Raw genomic sequence first — 17,142 nt, 5'->3', positions numbered from 1 at the left:
ATTTATAATGTTAGCAGATGAACGTCAGTAACCCCGACCGAGATCGACACGCCCTTTTGGCTCCCGCCCCGCTTCTATTGCCAGAATATTGCTGACAATGCTGTCCATCGCTTCTTCCGGCAGCGTATCCGCAGCGACGTGCGGCGTAATGCTCACGCGCGGATGCGACCAGAACGGGTGCATGCCAGGCAACGGCTCTTCAACAAAGACGTCGAGCGTGGCCGCCGCTAGCTGCCCGCTGTCGAGTGCACGCAGCAAATCGCCTTCCACCAGATGACCGCCACGGCCAAGGTTAATCAGATACGCATTATGCGAAAGATTTGTGAACAGTTGATGATTGAGAATACCGGCGGTGTGCGGCGTATTCGGTAACAGGTTGATCAGCACCTTACAGCCGCTGGCAAACGCCGACAGCTGGTCGTCGCCGTAGAAACTTTGCACGCCTTCCTGCGACTTGGCACTGCGACTCCAACTGCGCACGGTAAACTGCATATCCACCAGCGCCTGCGCCACGCTGCTGCCAAGCACGCCGGCACCCAGAATACCGATGGTGAATTCACTGCGTGAATGCGGCGCAAGCGGACGCCACTGTTTCTGTTGCTGGAACAGCTGATATTCGTCCATCCGGCGAAAATAACGCAGCACGCTGGCCAGCGCATATTCCTGCATCTGCAAAGCCATGCCGGTATCTTCCAGGCGCAACAACGGCACACCGGCGGGCAAAGTGCCCGGCTGACGCTGTTCCTGCGTGAGGATCGCATCGACGCCCGCCCCCAGCGCGAAAATGCCTTTGAGCATTGTTCGCGGCGCGAGCATGGCGTACGGCGGACGCCAGACCAGCGCATAATCCGCCGGTTCATGATCATTGGCATTCCACACACGTACGTTGGCCTGCGGTAATCTTTTTGTTATTCCGTCAATCCAGGGCTTTGCATCAAATGTAGGGTGGTAAAAAATAATGTTCATCGGGAAACCTCCTGTGAACAGACAGATTTCCCTGAATATCATCGGGATGCAAGCCTGAGGCGCAAAAAAGAATAAGCCCCGGAGTTCGGGGCGTGTTGAGTGACGCGTTATGACGGCAATAATCATCATGTCCTGCAACCCGATACCGGCTGCTCATCCTTACGGCATTATTTGCTCTTTAAATCATCAAATTGCTCTAAGTTTGTCTAAACGGCACAGAACCTGCAAAAAGAGGGTTGACGCTGAGGCGACTTTTCCCTACATTAGCGCCGGTCAGCAGCACTGCGGTGCAGCGGACGACTGGAGAGGTGTCTGAGTGGCTGAAGGAGCACGCCTGGAAAGTGTGTATATGAGCAATCGTATCGAGGGTTCGAACCCCTCTCTCTCCACCACATTAAACAAAAAAGGTTCTGATGAAAATCAGGACCTTTTTTGTTTTGGGCGCTTTAAAAACCCGGAAAACCGCGTAATGCCCCCTGCTGACCAGACTCTGAGCGCCTGAGGCAAAACGCCTATAATTTTCTTGACCCTTCGCGGCTGTCTCCCTATAGTAGCGCCCCGTTGCAACGCTCGCGCTGTAACGAATACGGTGAGGTGTCTGAGTGGCTGAAGGAGCACGCCTGGAAAGTGTGTATACGAGTAATCGTATCGAGGGTTCGAACCCCTCCCTCACCGCCATATTAAAGAAAAGGGTCCTGATGAAAGTCAGGACCCTTTTCTTTTGGTTCGGTTCATGCAGGAGTGGTTTTTGTCGATAAAACCATTACCTGAAAGTAACTCAGCTTATGTTGTCGCCAATACTCATCACATCTTCACCAGCATCAGCCCTGCCCTCAACCCCAAAGCGACATTCGGATTCGGGAATAACACCACTTCCTCGTCTGCTTCCACTTTGTAGGTTTTTCCGCTTTCCTGGGCGATAACAAAACCTTTGCTGAACGCCGTAAAATTCAGGGCATCCGCCGGGACAAACAGCTCGAAATCGTCCTGTGACCGGATCACATCCTGCACCACGCGGTAATGCAGCAGCGGCGCGGCGGCTTCACGGGCAGGCAATGGCTCACCGCTGACCAGTGTTTCCAGCGCGCGGCGGATACCCGTGAACTGCGTGTGATCGTTACTGCCAAACGGCAGTGCCTTGCCCAGTTCCAGCGTGCAACTGTCGGCCTGAAAAACGTCGCTGCTGAAATGCGTGAAAGTCCCGCCCGGCGAACGGTGATGCACCAGCGCATCCAGCCCGGCGGCATTGAGCCAGGTGAGCATTGCCTCGCTTTTCGGGCGTGCCTGCAAAGGCAACAGCCCGAAGCGCACATGTTTTGATCCGCGGATCGCCGTATGCAAATCATAGTGGTATCGCGCTGTCGTCCCTGCGGCTGTCGCGCTGCGGTAAAACAGCGCCATCATCTGTTCGAGTTCCTGTGCACGGCGGCTTTCATCGTTCGGCGTAAAACGCGCGTGACGCCCGCCAAACATGCGGTTCATATCCGCGTCGGCAAACCGCTTATTAAGGCGCATGGCGGGCGGATTACCCAGCAATACCAGCAGCCGGACGCGTAATTGTCGTTCCCCTGAAAGGAGTTCGCTGACCAGCTGATTCAGCAGCTCAATCGGCGCGGTTTCATTGCCGTGGATACCGGCAGAAATCACCACCGCGGCTTCGCAGGGATGGCGCGGCGACAGTTCGAGAATACCCTCACCCCGCCACTGCCAGTCCAGCATTTCAGTGTGTCCGGCGGGTTCTGTGACGGCCTCGCCGGAAAGTGTCATCGCCAGTAAATCAAACATATCTCACTCCTTTGAGGTTCAGCGCTGGAACGGATAAATCGCGCCCAGCCCGAGAATATTGGTCAGTTCATCGAGTGCTGTACGCACTTCGGTCAGCAGTTGCGGATCCGCCAGATCTTTCGCCTGCATCCGGTCACGATAATGCGTATCCACCCAGGTATTAAGCCGTGTGAACTGGCTGTCACTCATCAGCGAGGCCACATTCACCGCATTCAGTTCGTTACGGTTAAGTGCCACACGCAGGCGCAGACACGCCGGGCCGCCGCCATTACGCATACTTTCGCGCAAATCAAATACTTCAATCTGATCGACCGGCCCGCCGCTGTCTCTCAATGCCGATAAATACGCCCACACCCCGATGTGCTGACGTGATTCTTCCGGCACCACCAGCATCATTTTGCCATCCGTTTTGCTCAGTAACTGGCTGTTAAACAGATACGTTGCGACCGCATCATCGAGCGATACTTTCGACTGAGGCACTTCAATTGGCTGAAAATCCAGCTCAAGCGCCGCCATTTTTCTGCGGATTTCATCCAGCGCTTTGGCGGAATTCACAAACGCCTGTTCGTGATGGAAAAGCACGTTACCGTTGCTGACAGAAATCACGTCGTTGTGGAAAACGCCGCTGTCGATGGCGTGCGGATTTTGCTGGATAAACACCGTGCGCTTTTCATCAAGCTGGTGCAAACGGGCTATTGCGTCACTGGCTAAACGGGTCTGACGCGCCGGGTAACGTACCGGTTCGTTATCTCCGGTCACCAGGCCGTCACGGCCATAAACAAACACCTGCACGCCGGGTTTATCGTACGCACCGCACAGACGGTTGTGATTGGCCGCTCCTTCGTCACCCAGCGCCGCCACCTGCGGCAGCGCATCGTGATGGGCAAAATATTTATCCGCATGGAATGTCGCACGCAAAATCGCAGAAGTGGTTTCCGCCTCAATCGCACGGTGAAATTTATTGTTCAGGTTGGCGACGGTGAAATGCACGCGCCCGTCCGCGCTGTCCGCCGAGGGAGAAACCGTCGCGGCATTGGCCACCCACATGGAAGACGCCGAACTCAGTGACGACAGCAAACGCGGCGAATACGCCTGCGCTTTGGTCAGCACTTCGCGATCACTGCCACCAAAACCCATTTTGCGCAAAGTGCTGAGATGCGGGCGTTCATGCGGCGGCAAAATCCCCTGCGCAAAACCCAGGTCAGCCAGCGCTTTCATTTTCAGCAAACCCTGTTTCGCCGCCAGACGCGGATTCGCTACCGCATTCTGGTTTTTGGTGGAGGCTTCGTTGCCAAACGACAGCCCGGCATAATGGTGCGTCGGCCCGACTAATCCGTCAAAATTTGCTTCACATCCAGACATTCCTGTCTCCTCAGGTTGTATGGAAATCAATACCAGGCGACAACGTCGCAGGGAGTTCCAGCTTGTCTGTTTCCAACGAGGCCATCGGCCAGGCACAATAATCCGCCGCATAATAAGCACTTGGACGGTGATTGCCTGAAGCACCAATGCCACCGAAAGGCGCGTTGCTTGATGCGCCGGTCAGCGGTTTGTTCCAGTTAACAATGCCTGCCCTTGCTTCCAATAATAGCTGCTCAAACTGATCCCGCTCAGCACTGATAAGGCCGGTAGCCAGTCCGAAGCGAGTCTGATTGGCAAGCGCGATGGCATTATCGAAATCGCTGTAGCGATAAATACTCAGCAACGGACCGAAGTATTCTTCATCAGGAATGCCCGCCACACCGGTCAGCTCGATGATCCCCGGCGTCAGCACGGTGTTAAGCGGATCCGGGCGTGTCAGCAACAGCAGCGGTTTGCCGCCCAGCGCCAGCAGTTCGTCCTGCGCTTTCAGCATATTGCGTGCGGCTGCATCAGAAATCACCCCGCCCATAAACGGTTGCGGGTCGTCATTCCAGCCACCGGTACGCAGTTGCATGGTGACTTCGAGCAGGCGCGCGATAAACGCATCACCCGCCGCGCCCTCTTTCACCAGCAAACGGCGCGCGCAGGTACAACGCTGACCGGCAGAAATAAAGGCCGACTGAATAGTCAGATTAACCGCCGCATCAATGTCTTCCACCGGTTCGACGATCAGTGCATTGTTGCCGCCCATTTCCAGCGCCAAAATTTTTTCTGGCTGACCGGCCAGCTGACGATGCAACTGATAGCCGGTGCCTGCGCTGCCGGTAAACAGCAGGCCGTCAATATTGCCGCAGGCCGCCAGCGCTTCGCCGGTTGAACGTCCGCCCTGCACCAGATTCAGCACGCCTTCCGGCAGCCCGGCCTGTTCCCACAATTTCACGGTTTCTTCGGCTGTTTTAGGCGTCAGTTCGCTGGGCTTAAATACCAGCGTATTACCCGCCAGCAGGGCCGGAACAATATGACCGTTCGGCAGATGTCCTGGGAAATTATACGGCCCGAAAACGGCCAGCACGCCGTGTGGCCGGTGGCGCAGCACCGCTTCGCCATCGGGCATCGCGGTATGCTTCTCACCGGTACGTTGCTGATTAGCTTCCAGCGAGATCGCCACTTTGCCGATCATCGCCTGAATTTCAGTCAGCGTTTCCCAGCGCGGTTTGCTGGTTTCCTGACTGATGATTTCCGCCAGCCGGGTTTTGTGTTCCGTCAGTAAATCTGCGAATCGCTTAATCACTTCTGCGCGTTCGCCCACGGTTTTACGTGCCCATGCAGGGAATGCCGTGCGCGCTGCCGTACAGGCGGCTTCGACATCTTCCGCATTAGCGCTGAGCGCCGACCACAGCAACGTGTTATCAGCCGGATTGGTTTTGTTGAGCTGCGCACCTTGTCCGCTGCGCCACTGGCCCTGAATAAAAAGTGCAGGTTGCATCATGCGAGGCTTTCCTTTTTGAGAGGTTGGGTGGCAGGGGTGATATTACTGCCGGGGAAAAGCGCCACGGCGCGCAGAGTATCGCCTTCACGCAGGCCGAGTATTTCAGCTTCTGCGACATTAATTGTCAGGTTTTCAGGCGTTTCGCCGCCCGGAACCAGCAGCGCACGGAAATTCTGATACTGCTCGTTCGCGACCAGATACAATGGCTCATCGCCGCTGCTCCGGTTCTCTGCAAGACGGACCGGCAACAACCGGCTCTCTTTTACCGCACGTAACTGATCAATCTCACCTTCAAGCGTCGGCCCGGCATCGAAAATATCCACATAACCTTCGTAACGCAGCCCTTCACCTTCAAGAACAGCGCGCGCCGGGGCGGTTTGCGGATGCACTTCGCCGATCACTTCACGGGCTTCATGGCTGAGCAGCTCGGTATATAAAGGATGTTTGGGCATCAGTTCGGCGATAAAGGATTTCTGTCCCATGCCGGTCAGACGGTCGGCCTCGGCGAATTCCATGCCGAAAAAATGTCGCCCGACGCTGTCCCAGAACGGCGAATGACCGTTGTCGTCAGAGACGCCGCGCATTTCGGCAATGACCTTGCGGGAGAAGTATTCGCGGAACGCCGCCAGAAACAGGAAACGCACTTTCGCCAGCAACTGACCGTTTTTACCATTGCGGTAATCGGCATCAAGAAACAGCGTGCAAAGCTCGGTATAGCCGGTGTGATCGTTACTGAGAAACAGCGTCGGCACCGGCTTGTAAATGTTCAGGCTTTTGGAGGCATGCACCAGCGTGCCAAGGCGGAAGTTGTACCACGGCTCGCTCAGTCCGACCGCTACTTCAATGGCGCTGACGCCCACCACTTTTTGCTTTTCGGTGTCTTCAAGCACGAACAGATAACCCTGATCGCCTTTCTCCAGGCGACCTTCCCAGGTCGCCACTGAGCGTTCAATGCGCCCGCGTAAATGCGCTTCATCCTTGGGCAAAGACGTTAAACCGATGCCGGTTTTGCCTGATAACTGCAGGATATCGGCAAGATCGCCGGGCCGCACAGGTCGAATCAACATCATGATGCTCTACCTCATTTTACCCAATTGTTCACACGCACAGGCGCGCGACAGCCCGCTCAAGGCGGTTAAGCCCTTCTTCAATATCCGCACCTGGAATAATCAGCGACGGCGCAAAGCGCAGCACGTTAGGTCCGGCAATCAGCGCAATCAGCCCTTCTTCTGCCGCCAGCGTATTCAGCTGTTTGGCCTGATCTTTATACCGCCCGCTCATCACCGCACCGAGCAGTAAACCCTGCCCGCGCACTTCGCTGAACACCTGATAACGGTCGTTAATGCGCTTGAGTCCGGCGATAAACCAGTCATGACGTTTAGTGACACCAGATAACACTTCCGGCGTGTTAATCAGTTCAAACACTTTGCCCGCCACCGCCGTCGCCAGCGGGTTACCGCCGTAGGTGGTGCCGTGCGTGCCCGGCTGGAATAACGCGGCATAGCGGTCGGTGGTCAGCATCGCGCCAATCGGGAAACCGCCGCCCAGCGCTTTGGCACTGGTCAGAATGTCCGGCACCACGCCGTAATGCTGATAGGCATACAGCTCGCCGGTACGCCCGACACCGGTCTGCACTTCATCGAAAATCAGCACCGCCTGATGTTTGTCACACAGCTCGCGCAGGCCTTGCAGGAATCCGGCCTCTGCCGGCACCACACCGCCCTCGCCCTGAATGGGCTCAACGATGACGGCACACGTGCGGGAAGAAATCTGCCCGGCGACAGCGGCCAGATCGTTAAACGGCAGATGGGTGATCGCCTGAGGTAATGGCGCAAAATCTTCGGAATACTTTGGCTGACCGCCGGTAGTCACGGTAAACAGCGTGCGTCCATGAAACGCATTTTTGAAGGCGATGATTTCATTCTTTTCGCCGCCGGACTTATTACCGTAGAGCCTCGCCAGTTTCAGCGCCGCTTCGTTGGCTTCCGCACCGGAGTTACAGAAAAACACTTTGTCAGCAAAAGTGGCGTCAATCAGTTGTTTCGCCAGACGCAGCACCGGTTCGTTGGTGTAACCGTTGCCCAGATGCCAGACTTTGTCCGCCTGTTCATGCAATGTTTTACGGATTTCCGGATGCGTATGACCCAGCGCATTCACGGCGATCCCACCCGCAAAATCGACATAATCTTTGCCCGCCTGATCCCATAGCCAGGATCCTTCGCCACGCACGGGGATAAACGCCGCAGGGGCATATACCGGCACCATCCAGTCATCAAAGTTCTGGCGGCTGACGTTTTGTGACTGCTGTTGGTGTTCCATATAAACCTCTTAATGTAAGGCCAGTGACTGGCTGAATTCAGGGTGCAGGAGTCCGCCCCCCATACCGGCAGGAATTCTGGTTATTAGTTTGTTATTTAAAAGTTAATAAATAATCTCACTCAGTCACATCATAGAGTGCAGTCTTCATGCCAGCAAAGGAAAAAGTGAATAAAAAAAGTCACATTGAGAAAAAACAACCACTTAATACCGCCTGATATTCACTTTAAATGCATAGAAAATGAATAAAAGGAAAAATCCCCTTTCGCAGCAACGGGCGCTTAAGAATGAGTATGCAGGGAAATAATTTCAGTTCCGCCGCAATGTTTTATGCAGGATTGTGATCCGGCGCGTATCGCTTCTGCCTCTTTCGGGCGCAGCGCCCGAAAGAGGTGCAGTTCCGCACTGTTCTGGCGCATCCGTTCCGCGTGACCCTGTTCACACTCTGTGCAAATAAAAAACAGCACCCCGACTTTCTTTCTGGAAAACCCCCGCGATACTGTTCGCTTGTATTTTATTTGTTATTTATTTGATCCAATTTTGTTTCATTGTTATCGGTAACACCCATTACCCGCGCAGTATCGCAGTACGCCCTTAGAATTAATTAACTATAATTTAACATACAAAATCATTTAATTTAACAATAAAGGGCTTTGATCACATTCCGTTCACGACCATGCGAAAAGCGCTTTCCCGTTAAGTTAATCTCTGAGTGTGGAATAAATGACCACTGCCCGTTCCCCTACACAAGAACAGAACATTATAAGAAAGGTACCGACATGAAATTTAACCTCGCATTAGTCAGTGCATGTGTGGTTTCAGCATGCATGTTATTCACAACACCGTCATTCGCCGCCAAACCTTACGACATCGCCGTCGTCGCCAAAGTGACCGGTATTCCGTGGTTCACCCGTATGGAAGTCGGCGTGAAAGAAGCCGCGCAAAAACTGGACGTCAACGCCTATCAGGTAGGCGCCTCCACGCCGGACCCGGCGCAGCAAGTCAAAGTGATTGAAGATTTGATCGCCAAAAAAGTCGACGCCATTATCGTGGTGCCAAACGATGCCAAAGTGCTGGAGCCGGTGCTGAAAAAAGCGCGTGATCAGGGCATCGTGGTGTTAACGCATGAATCGCCGGATCAGCAGATTGGCCAGTGGGATATCGAAACTATCGACAGCCAGAAATATGCCGAAGCCAATATGGATGAGCTGGCAAAAGATATGGGTGGCAAAGGGGGTTACGCCATTTATGTCGGTTCCCTGACCGTGCCTTTGCATAACGCCTGGGCAGATGCCGCGATTAAATATCAGAAAGAAAAATACCCGGATATGCATGAAGTCACTTCACGCCTCCCGGTCGCAGAAAACATCGACAAGTCTTACTCCACCACGCTGGATTTAATGAAAACCTATCCTGATCTGAAAGGGATTATCGGATTCGGTTCGCTCGGCCCGATCGGTGCCGGTCAGGCGGTTCAGCAGAAACGTGCGAAAAACAAAATCGCGGTTGTGGGTATCGCCATGCCTGCTCAGGCTGCGCCATATCTGATGCGCGGGGATGTTAAGAAAGTGCTGTTATGGGATCCAAAAGATGCCGGTTACGCCTTAGTCACCGTCGCCGACCAGTTGTTGCAGGGTAAAGAAGTGACCAAAGACCTGAGCATCGAAGGGCTGGGTAAAGCTGATGTGGATATGGATAAGCACGTGATCCGCTTTAATAAAATTCTGGAAGTCACACCAGAGAATGCGAAATCACTCGGCTTCTGATTTAACTTTTTAATTATTTTATTTACCCGATATTTACCGGAGATAGATTTATCTCCAACGCCACACCAGGCAAATAGAAACAGATACGGCGTTGTGTGCTGTGCCGTATCTGAATTTCTAATCAGACATTGAAAACTTATACCTTAAATAGAATGTCGTAAGGATAATGTGATGAACACTCTCACTCCGTCGTCCGGTTCGCGCACGTCCCCTGCCCCTGCTGAGGCCTTTATCAGCCTCGAAAAAATCAGTAAAAAATTCCCCGGTGTTTTAGCGCTGGATAATGTCAGCCTGACGCTGAATAAAGGCGAAGTGCATTGTCTGGCCGGTCAGAATGGCTGCGGGAAAAGCACTATTATTAAAGTCATTTCTGGTGTGTATCAGCCGGAAAAAGGCGCGGCGATTACGCTCGATGGAAAACTCTTTCATACCCTGACGCCGCAACTTTCGTCTTATTACGGCATTCAGGTTATTTATCAGGACTTGTCCTTATTTCCGAATTTATCGGTGGCCGAAAATATCGCCATTCACCGTTATTTACCGGGCGGTGATTTTTGGGTACATCGCGAGGCAATGCGCAAAATAGCTGTCGCGGCGATGCAACGTGTCGGTGTTTCTCTCGATCCGGACCGTAAAGTCGAAAAACTCTCGATCGCTGACCGTCAGTTAGTGGCAATATGCCGCGCAATCGCTGCTGACGCCAGCCTGGTTATCATGGATGAACCGACCGCGTCGCTGACCCGCACCGAGGTAAATGGCCTGCTGCGGGTCGTCAATGAGCTAAAAGCCGCCGGTATCTGCGTGGTGTTCGTCAGTCACCGTCTTGATGAAGTGATGGAAGTCGCCGACCGGATCAGCGTGATGCGCGACGGCAAACTGGTCGGCACCTATCCGGCCAGCGAACTCGACTGCAATGAACTGGCGTTCCTGATGACCGGACAGCGTTTTACCTACAGTCATCTGCCGCATCGCGCGCCTGCCAATGTCACGCCGCTGCTGGAAGTCAGCCACCTGAGCCGCAAAGGCCAGTATCAGGATATTTCGCTGTCACTGCGACAGGGCGAAATCACCTCGATTATCGGTCTGCTGGGTTCAGGGCGCACAGAACTGTGTCTGAGTCTGTTCGGCATGAGCCAGCCGGACAGCGGTGAAATCCGCGTTAACGGCAATGCAGTGAAATTTCGCAGCAACCGCGACGCTATCCGCCACGGTATCGCCTACGTGTCGGAAGACCGCCTGACGCAGGGGCTGATTATGGAGCAGTCCATTTACGACAACACGCTGGTGTCGATTTTCGACAAGTTACACACCGGCACCGGGCTGATGGATCACCGCAAAGCCGCATCAGTGGTGAAAAATCTGATCCGTGACCTGAACATAAAAGTGTCCGACAGCGGTCTGCCGGTGAAGACGCTTTCCGGGGGTAACGCCCAGCGTATCGCCATCGCCAAATGGGTGGCGACGCAGCCACATATTCTGATCCTCGATTCACCGACCGTCGGCGTCGATATCGCCAACAAAGAAGGAATTTACCGCATCGCGCGGGATCTGGCGGAGTCAGGGATGGCGGTGCTGATGATTTGCGATGAAATTCCGGAAGCTTATTACAACAGTCACCGTGTGCTGGTGATGCGCAAAGGCCAGCTGGTCGCGGAATTCGCCCCGCACCAGAGCAGCGAAGCGCAGATTGCGGAGGCGATCAATGGATAAAAAATCTCTCTCGAAACTGTTTTCTCAGCACGAATTCTGGCTGGGATTACTGGTACTGCTGCTGGTGATTGGCCTGAGCGTCAGTACCCATGAGTTTATGACGCTCGGCAACCTGACCGACGTGGCCACCAGTTACGCCATCCTCGGCATTCTGGCCTGCGGCCTGTTTGTGGTGCTAATCGCGGGAGGTATCGACATCTCCTTCCCGGCCGTGACGTCTATCGGTCAGTACGTGATGGCGAGTTACATCATTCATCACGGCGGCAGTTTTCCGCTGGCGTTTGCCATGTCGATGGGCACCGGTTTACTGCTCGGACTGGTCAACGGCTTTCTGGTGTACTGGCTGCGCGTTCCGGCCATTATTATCACTATCGCTACGCTGAACCTGTTCTACGGTTTGCTGGTGTATCTGACTAACGGCACCTGGTTGTACGGTTTCCCGGACTGGTTTATGAACGGCATTAACTGGTTCTCCTTTACCGCCGCCGACGGTTACGACTATGGCCTCACGCTGCCGCTGCTCAGTTTGCTGGGCGTGATTATCGCCACCGGCGTGCTGATGAACCGCACCCGCGTCGGACGCCAGATTTACGCCATGGGCAGCAACCGTGACGCCGCGTCGCGCCTCGGTCTGAACATCCTGCGTCTGCATTTTTACGTGTACGGTTTTATGGGATTACTGGCGGGTATTGCGGCCGTGGTTCAGGCGCAAATCACCCAGTCTGTTGCGCCTAATTCCCTGCTCGGCTATGAGCTGACGGTATTGGCGGCGGTGGTATTAGGCGGCACCAGCATGACCGGCGGACGCGGTTCGCTCACCGGGACCATTCTGGGCGTCATGCTGCTGGCCTTCCTGCAAAACGGCCTGACGCTGCTGAGTATTTCGTCTTACTGGCATCAGGTTTTCAGCGGCGTGATCATTCTGGTCAGCATCAGCAGCACCGCATGGAATGAAAAACGCAAACTGGCAAAGGGAATGTGACATGACGACCTTAACCCGATTCTTCCCCGGCGACCGCATCATCCGTTTGCAGTTGCTGATCATCGTCGCCGTTGCCGTGTTGTTCTCATTCACGCTGGGTGGCAGTTTTTACAGCGTCGGCAATTTTCAGTCGATCTCCTCGCAGCTGCCGGTTCTGGGCATGCTGGCACTGGGAATGGGCATCACCATGCTCACCGGCGGTATTAACCTTTCAGTGATTGCCGGTGCGAATGCCTGTTCGCTGGCGATGGCAGCCATTCTGGTGGCGCATCCGGGTCAGCCGGAATACTTCGCGCTGGCGATGCTCGCCGGTCTGGCCGTGGCAGTGGTGATTGGCGTTCTCAACGGCGCATTGATCGCTTATATCGGCGTCTCACCGATTCTCGCGACGCTCGGTACCATGACGCTGATCGCCGGGCTGAATATTCTGCTGACCAACGGCGCGGTGATTTCCGGTTTCCCGGCGGCAATTCAGTATCTCAGCAACGCCAGTCTGCTCGGCATTCCGGTCGCCCTGCTGTTATTCCTGCTGGTTGCGCTGCTTTTGTGGGTGTTGCTCGAACACACCACGCTTGGCCGCAGCCTGTATCTGATGGGTTCCAACGAACAGGCCACGCGCTTTAGCGGCGTTAACACCCACAAAGTGACCATTGCGGTGTATGTGCTTTCCGCCCTGCTCGGCTGGGGCGCGGCGCTGCTGATGATGTCCAAATTTAACTCGGCGAAAGCAGGTTACGGCGACTCGTATTTGCTGGTGACTATTCTGGCCTCGGTACTCGGCGGGATTAACCCCGACGGCGGTTTCGGGCGGGTCATCGGGCTGGTACTGGCACTGATCGTCCTGCAAATGCTGGAAAGCGGCCTGAACCTGATGGGCGTCAGCAGTTATCTGACGATGGCCCTGTGGGGCGGCGTCCTGATCCTGTTTATCGCTCTGCAAAACAGAAAATCTTAAGCGAAAGCTTTTTACCGAAGGGAAAGAACATGGCGAGTTATTTTATTGGAGTTGACGTAGGAACCGGCAGCGCCCGCGCGGGCGTCTTCGACATGACCGGCCGCATGGTCGGCCAGGCCAGTCGTGAGATCACGTTGTACCGTCCGAAAGCCGATTTCGTCGAACAGTCTTCCGATGAAATCTGGCAATCCGTCTGTAACGCCGTGAAAGATGCGGTCAATCAGGCCGACATCAACCCGATCCAGGTGAAAGGTATCGGGTTCGATGCCACCTGTTCGCTGGTGGTACTGGACAAAGAGGGTAAACCGCTGACCGTCAGTCCGTCCGGGCGCAGCGAGCAGAACATTATTGTCTGGATGGATCACCGCGCCATCACTCAGGCAGAACGCATCAACGCCACCGGTCACCGCGTGCTGGAATTCGTCGGCGGGATTATTTCGCCGGAAATGCAGACGCCAAAACTGCTGTGGCTGAAACAGCATATGCCAACCACCTGGAACAACGTCGGTCATCTTTTCGACCTGCCGGATTTTCTGACCTGGCGCGCCACGCAGGACACCACGCGCTCGCTGTGTTCCACCGTCTGCAAATGGACCTATATCGGCCACGAAGACCGTTGGGATCCGAGCTATTTCCGCCAGATCGGGCTGGAAGATTTGCTGGAAAACAATGCAGCGAAAATCGGCAGCGAAGTGAAAACCATGGGCGAACCGCTCGGGCATGGCCTGACGCAGCGCGCCGCCGCCGAAATGGGCCTGATGGCCGGCACCGCAGTCAGTGTTTCTATTATTGATGCTCACGCGGGCAGCCTCGGCATTCTCGGTGCCAGCGGCGCATCCGGCGAATCGGCTGATTTCGACAACCGCATCGCGCTGATTGGTGGCACGTCCACGGCGCATATGGCGATGTCGCGTAGCGCACGCTATATCGGCGGCATCTGGGGGCCTTATTACTCGGCGATCCTGCCGGATTACTGGCTGAACGAAGGCGGGCAATCTACCACCGGCGCGCTGATCGACCACGTGATCCAGTCGCATCCGTGTTATCAGGATTTGCTGAAACAAGGTAAAGACAGCGGCAAAACCATTTATGAAGTGCTCAACGGTATTCTGCGCAAAATGGCCGGAGAACCGGAGAATATCGCGTTCCTGACCAAAGACATTCATATGCTGCCTTACTTTCACGGCAACCGATCGCCGCGCGCCAACCCGACACTGACCGGTACGCTGACCGGCCTGAAACTCTCGCGAACGCCGGAAGACATGGCGCTGCATTATCTGGCGACCATTCAAGCGCTGGCGCTCGGTACCCGCCACATTATCGAAACCATGAATCAGAGCGGCTACCGTATCGATACCATGATGGCAAGCGGCGGCGGCACCAAAAACCCGGTGTTTGTGCAGGAGCATTCCAACGCCACGGGCTGCGCCATGTTATTGCCGGAAGAAAGCGAAGCGATGTTACTTGGCAGCGCCATGATGGGCACCGTTGCGGCGGGCGCATACGACTCGCTGCCGGAAGCGATGGCAGCGATGAGCCGCATTGGTAAAACCGTCACGCCGCAAACCAATAAAATCAAAGAGTATTACGACCGTAAATATCGCGTATTTCATGAGATGTACCACGACAGCATGAAATACCGCCGCCTGATGCAGGGGGAAACCGAATGAATGCAGAGGAAGAATTCTCCCTTGCGTGTCTGGGCTGGCAAACCTACAGCCAGGAATTGCTGGCTTTACAGCGCAATCTTGATGCCGATATCTGGCAGCAGCTTCTGACGCTGGTCACCGGATGCAAGGGCAAGATTGCCGTCACCGGCGTCGGCACGTCAGGCATCGCGGCGCGGAAAATCGCCCATATGCTGGCTTGCGTCGAACAACCGGCGGTTTATCTCAGCGCCACCGACGCCGCCCACGGTGACTTAGGCTTTATGCGCAGTAATGACCTGATGATTTTGATTTCCCGCGGCGGCAATTCCGAAGAACTGACGCGCCTGTTACCTGCACTGAAAGCCAAAGGCGTGGCCATCATCAGCGTGACGGAAAATCTTGATTCGGCGATTGCCCGCGCCGCCACGCTGGTGGTGAAAACGCATATTCAGCGGGAAATCGACCCGCTCAATATGCTGGCCACCACGTCTATCGTACTGGTGCTGGCGGTATTCGATGCGCTGTGCGGCAACATCATGCTGCGCAACGGTTTCGATCAGCAGCGCTTGCTGAAAGTGCATCCGGGCGGGAATGTCGGGAAGACATTGCGGGAGAAGGATATTTGACAGCTCCTTTCATCCTTTAATTTCTTCTGCCACCAGCGCGGCCAGAATCGAAATCGCACGCGCGGTGTGCGGCCCCCATTCGAATGAAGTGTTCAGACGCAGGCAGTGGCGAAAACGCTCGTCGGCGGAAAACATAGTGCCGGGCGCGACGCTGACGCCTTTTGCCAGCGCGCGCTGATAAACCCGTGCCGCGTCCACGTTATCGCCCAGATCCAGCCACTGAAAATATCCGCCCGCCGGTTGCGAAACGGAAACCTGTGGGGGAAATTCCCGGATAATGGCGTGGCGCATTGCCAGCTGGCGTTGTTCGAGCTGACGGCGTAAACGCCGTAAATGCGTGTCGTAACCGCCCTGCTGTCCGCCCTGCAAATAATCGGCTAATGCCAGCTGAACCGGCACACTGGCCGACAGAGTACTCATCAGTTGCAGGCGCTGGATACGTTCGGCATAAGCGCCCGCAGCGACCCAGCCGACACGAAATCCCGGCGCCAGACATTTTGAAAAAGACGAACAGTGCAGAATTTCATTGCGATAATCGGATGCCTTGAGCGGCACCGTGCGTTCACTGCCGAAATAAAGTTCGCTGTATACGTCGTCCTCAATCAGCGCCACCTTATACGCCTGCAAAATTGCTACCAGCCGTGCCTTATTTTCCGGCGGCAAACTGCATCCGAGTGGATTTTGAAAACTCGACATCAGCCAGCAGGCTTTAATCGGATAGGTTTCCAGCGCTTTTTCCAGCGCATCAGGATCCATCCCCAAACGTACATCCGTCGGGATCGCGACAGCTTTTAATTTGCGCCGCTCAATGGCCTGCAACACACCATAGAAAGCCGGTGACTCTATTGCCACCCAGTCACCCGGTTCGGTGACCGCCTGCAAACTTAATCCGAGGGATTCCATGGCACCCGACGTAATCACAATTTCATCGGGTGCCACTTCAATACCGTTTTGCGCATAACGTTGTGCGATGCTGCGGCGTAGCTCTTCATTACCTGGCGGCAGATTGGCAATCGCACTGTGCGGCGACATACGGCGGACGGCGCTGGCAAGCGATCGCGCCAGCCGGGGTTGCGGAAATAATGTCGGGTCAGGAAACGCAGAACCGAGCGGCACCACGGCCGGGTCTTGCCCGGCTTTGAGGATATCGAAAATGGCGTCGTTGACGTCCACCTGTTCGGCTGCGTGAAGACGTTCATCCGGCGAATGTCGAACCGGGCGCTGGACGCCTGCCGCCACGTAATAACCCGACTGCGGTCGCGCGACAATTACACCCTGACTTTCCAGCAGCTGATAAGCCTGCAATACCGTCATCAGACTCAGGCCGGACTGTTTACAGGTGTCGCGCAATGAGGGCAGACGATCACCGGGTAGCCAGACCTGCGAGTCTATTTGTCTGCGTAATGTCCGTGCCAGCATTTCGTAACGGGATTCGACCATAATTAATCCGCACTGTTATAGGAAGTGTTCACTAAATGATAACTATTATACCTGATTTACCTTTGGTTTGGCTTAAACCTTCGAACTCAACAACGC

General features: G+C 55.0%; 13 protein-coding genes and 2 tRNA genes. 8 read left to right on the top strand and 7 right to left on the bottom strand.

Features of this window, described 5'->3' with window-relative positions:
* Positions 1 to 24 precede the first annotated feature (24 nt).
* Positions 25 to 966 carry a glyoxylate/hydroxypyruvate reductase GhrA gene (gene ghrA, locus D6C13_RS14660; protein ID WP_120133467.1) on the bottom strand — a complete coding sequence of 314 codons (942 nt, stop codon included), beginning with the start codon at positions 964 to 966 and terminating at the stop codon, positions 25 to 27.
* A 302-nt stretch (positions 967 to 1,268) separates the two neighbouring features.
* On the opposite strand from ghrA, the gene D6C13_RS14655 reads away from it, so the two are divergent.
* Positions 1,269 to 1,358 (top strand) — tRNA-Ser (locus D6C13_RS14655).
* A 196-nt stretch (positions 1,359 to 1,554) separates the two neighbouring features.
* Positions 1,555 to 1,644: transfer RNA gene (locus D6C13_RS14650), tRNA-Ser, on the top strand.
* 126 nt (positions 1,645 to 1,770) lie between these two features.
* Here the strand turns inward: D6C13_RS14650 and astE are convergent.
* From astE to D6C13_RS14625, 5 genes are read right to left on the bottom strand one after another with little or no spacing between them, the layout of a single operon-like run.
* Positions 1,771 to 2,751 carry a succinylglutamate desuccinylase gene (astE, locus tag D6C13_RS14645; RefSeq protein WP_120133466.1) on the bottom strand — a complete coding sequence of 327 codons (981 nt, stop codon included), beginning with the start codon at positions 2,749 to 2,751 and terminating at the stop codon, positions 1,771 to 1,773.
* An 18-nt stretch (positions 2,752 to 2,769) separates the two neighbouring features.
* Complete coding sequence (gene astB, locus D6C13_RS14640; RefSeq protein ID WP_120133465.1) at positions 2,770 to 4,113, bottom strand: N-succinylarginine dihydrolase; 1,344 nt, start codon at positions 4,111 to 4,113, stop codon at positions 2,770 to 2,772.
* A 10-nt stretch (positions 4,114 to 4,123) separates the two neighbouring features.
* Positions 4,124 to 5,602, bottom strand: a complete 1,479-nt coding sequence (gene astD, locus D6C13_RS14635) for a succinylglutamate-semialdehyde dehydrogenase (RefSeq protein WP_120133464.1) — start codon at positions 5,600 to 5,602, stop codon at positions 4,124 to 4,126.
* A complete protein-coding gene (gene astA / locus D6C13_RS14630) occupies positions 5,599 to 6,672 on the bottom strand; it encodes an arginine N-succinyltransferase (RefSeq protein ID WP_120133463.1) in 1,074 nt (357 codons plus the stop codon). Before astA ends, astD begins: the two co-directional genes overlap by 4 nt.
* A gap of 28 nt (positions 6,673 to 6,700) precedes the next feature.
* Positions 6,701 to 7,921 carry an aspartate aminotransferase family protein gene (locus D6C13_RS14625; protein WP_120133462.1) on the bottom strand — a complete coding sequence of 407 codons (1,221 nt, stop codon included), beginning with the start codon at positions 7,919 to 7,921 and terminating at the stop codon, positions 6,701 to 6,703.
* A 776-nt stretch (positions 7,922 to 8,697) separates the two neighbouring features.
* Between D6C13_RS14625 and D6C13_RS14620 the strand changes: the two genes are divergently transcribed.
* From D6C13_RS14620 to D6C13_RS14595, 6 genes are all read left to right on the top strand, one after another.
* Positions 8,698 to 9,684 carry an autoinducer 2 ABC transporter substrate-binding protein gene (locus D6C13_RS14620; protein ID WP_120133461.1) on the top strand — a complete coding sequence of 329 codons (987 nt, stop codon included), beginning with the start codon at positions 8,698 to 8,700 and terminating at the stop codon, positions 9,682 to 9,684.
* Between the two features lie 171 nt (positions 9,685 to 9,855).
* Complete coding sequence (locus D6C13_RS14615; RefSeq protein WP_120133460.1) at positions 9,856 to 11,394, top strand: sugar ABC transporter ATP-binding protein; 1,539 nt, start codon at positions 9,856 to 9,858, stop codon at positions 11,392 to 11,394.
* Positions 11,387 to 12,376: an ABC transporter permease gene (locus D6C13_RS14610; protein WP_120133459.1), complete on the top strand. Its 990-nt coding sequence runs from the start codon at positions 11,387 to 11,389 to the stop codon at positions 12,374 to 12,376. Before D6C13_RS14615 ends, D6C13_RS14610 begins: the two co-directional genes overlap by 8 nt.
* Before the next feature lies 1 nt (position 12,377).
* The gene (locus D6C13_RS14605) at positions 12,378 to 13,331 is read left to right on the top strand and encodes an ABC transporter permease (RefSeq protein WP_120133458.1); all 954 of its coding nucleotides are present in this window, start codon (positions 12,378 to 12,380) and stop codon (positions 13,329 to 13,331) included.
* Positions 13,332 to 13,360: 29 nt separating this feature from the next.
* Positions 13,361 to 15,001: an FGGY-family carbohydrate kinase gene (locus D6C13_RS14600; RefSeq protein ID WP_120133457.1), complete on the top strand. Its 1,641-nt coding sequence runs from the start codon at positions 13,361 to 13,363 to the stop codon at positions 14,999 to 15,001.
* A complete protein-coding gene (locus D6C13_RS14595) occupies positions 14,998 to 15,606 on the top strand; it encodes a KpsF/GutQ family sugar-phosphate isomerase (protein WP_120133456.1) in 609 nt (202 codons plus the stop codon). Before D6C13_RS14600 ends, D6C13_RS14595 begins: the two co-directional genes overlap by 4 nt.
* 9 nt (positions 15,607 to 15,615) lie before the next feature.
* Here D6C13_RS14595 and D6C13_RS14590 read toward each other — a convergent pair whose 3' ends face one another.
* Complete coding sequence (locus D6C13_RS14590; protein ID WP_120133455.1) at positions 15,616 to 17,046, bottom strand: aminotransferase-like domain-containing protein; 1,431 nt, start codon at positions 17,044 to 17,046, stop codon at positions 15,616 to 15,618.
* Between the last annotated feature and the right edge of the window lie 96 nt (positions 17,047 to 17,142).

Origin of the sequence: Rahnella woolbedingensis, assembly GCF_003602095.1 — a bacterium.
Lineage (GTDB): Bacteria > Pseudomonadota > Gammaproteobacteria > Enterobacterales > Enterobacteriaceae > Rahnella > Rahnella woolbedingensis.
Note: the sequence above shows the minus strand (reverse complement) of the source record. Positions and strands in the feature narration are given on the sequence as shown.

What these genes read in the sequence shown, in the direction of transcription:
- astD (WP_120133464.1), bottom strand. Translation starts at nt 5,602, where the DNA reads ATGATGCAACCTGCACTTTTTATTCAGGGCCAGTGGCGCAGCGGACAA.
- D6C13_RS14595 (WP_120133456.1), top strand. Translation starts at nt 14,998, where the DNA reads ATGAATGCAGAGGAAGAATTCTCCCTTGCGTGTCTGGGCTGGCAAACC.
- D6C13_RS14600 (WP_120133457.1), top strand. Translation starts at nt 13,361, where the DNA reads ATGGCGAGTTATTTTATTGGAGTTGACGTAGGAACCGGCAGCGCCCGC.
- D6C13_RS14625 (WP_120133462.1), bottom strand. Translation starts at nt 7,921, where the DNA reads ATGGAACACCAACAGCAGTCACAAAACGTCAGCCGCCAGAACTTTGAT.
- D6C13_RS14610 (WP_120133459.1), top strand. Translation starts at nt 11,387, where the DNA reads ATGGATAAAAAATCTCTCTCGAAACTGTTTTCTCAGCACGAATTCTGG.
- astA (WP_120133463.1), bottom strand. Translation starts at nt 6,672, where the DNA reads ATGATGTTGATTCGACCTGTGCGGCCCGGCGATCTTGCCGATATCCTG.
- D6C13_RS14615 (WP_120133460.1), top strand. Translation starts at nt 9,856, where the DNA reads ATGAACACTCTCACTCCGTCGTCCGGTTCGCGCACGTCCCCTGCCCCT.
- D6C13_RS14605 (WP_120133458.1), top strand. Translation starts at nt 12,378, where the DNA reads ATGACGACCTTAACCCGATTCTTCCCCGGCGACCGCATCATCCGTTTG.
- astE (WP_120133466.1), bottom strand. Translation starts at nt 2,751, where the DNA reads ATGTTTGATTTACTGGCGATGACACTTTCCGGCGAGGCCGTCACAGAA.
- D6C13_RS14620 (WP_120133461.1), top strand. Translation starts at nt 8,698, where the DNA reads ATGAAATTTAACCTCGCATTAGTCAGTGCATGTGTGGTTTCAGCATGC.
- astB (WP_120133465.1), bottom strand. Translation starts at nt 4,113, where the DNA reads ATGTCTGGATGTGAAGCAAATTTTGACGGATTAGTCGGGCCGACGCAC.
- ghrA (WP_120133467.1), bottom strand. Translation starts at nt 966, where the DNA reads ATGAACATTATTTTTTACCACCCTACATTTGATGCAAAGCCCTGGATT.
- D6C13_RS14590 (WP_120133455.1), bottom strand. Translation starts at nt 17,046, where the DNA reads ATGGTCGAATCCCGTTACGAAATGCTGGCACGGACATTACGCAGACAA.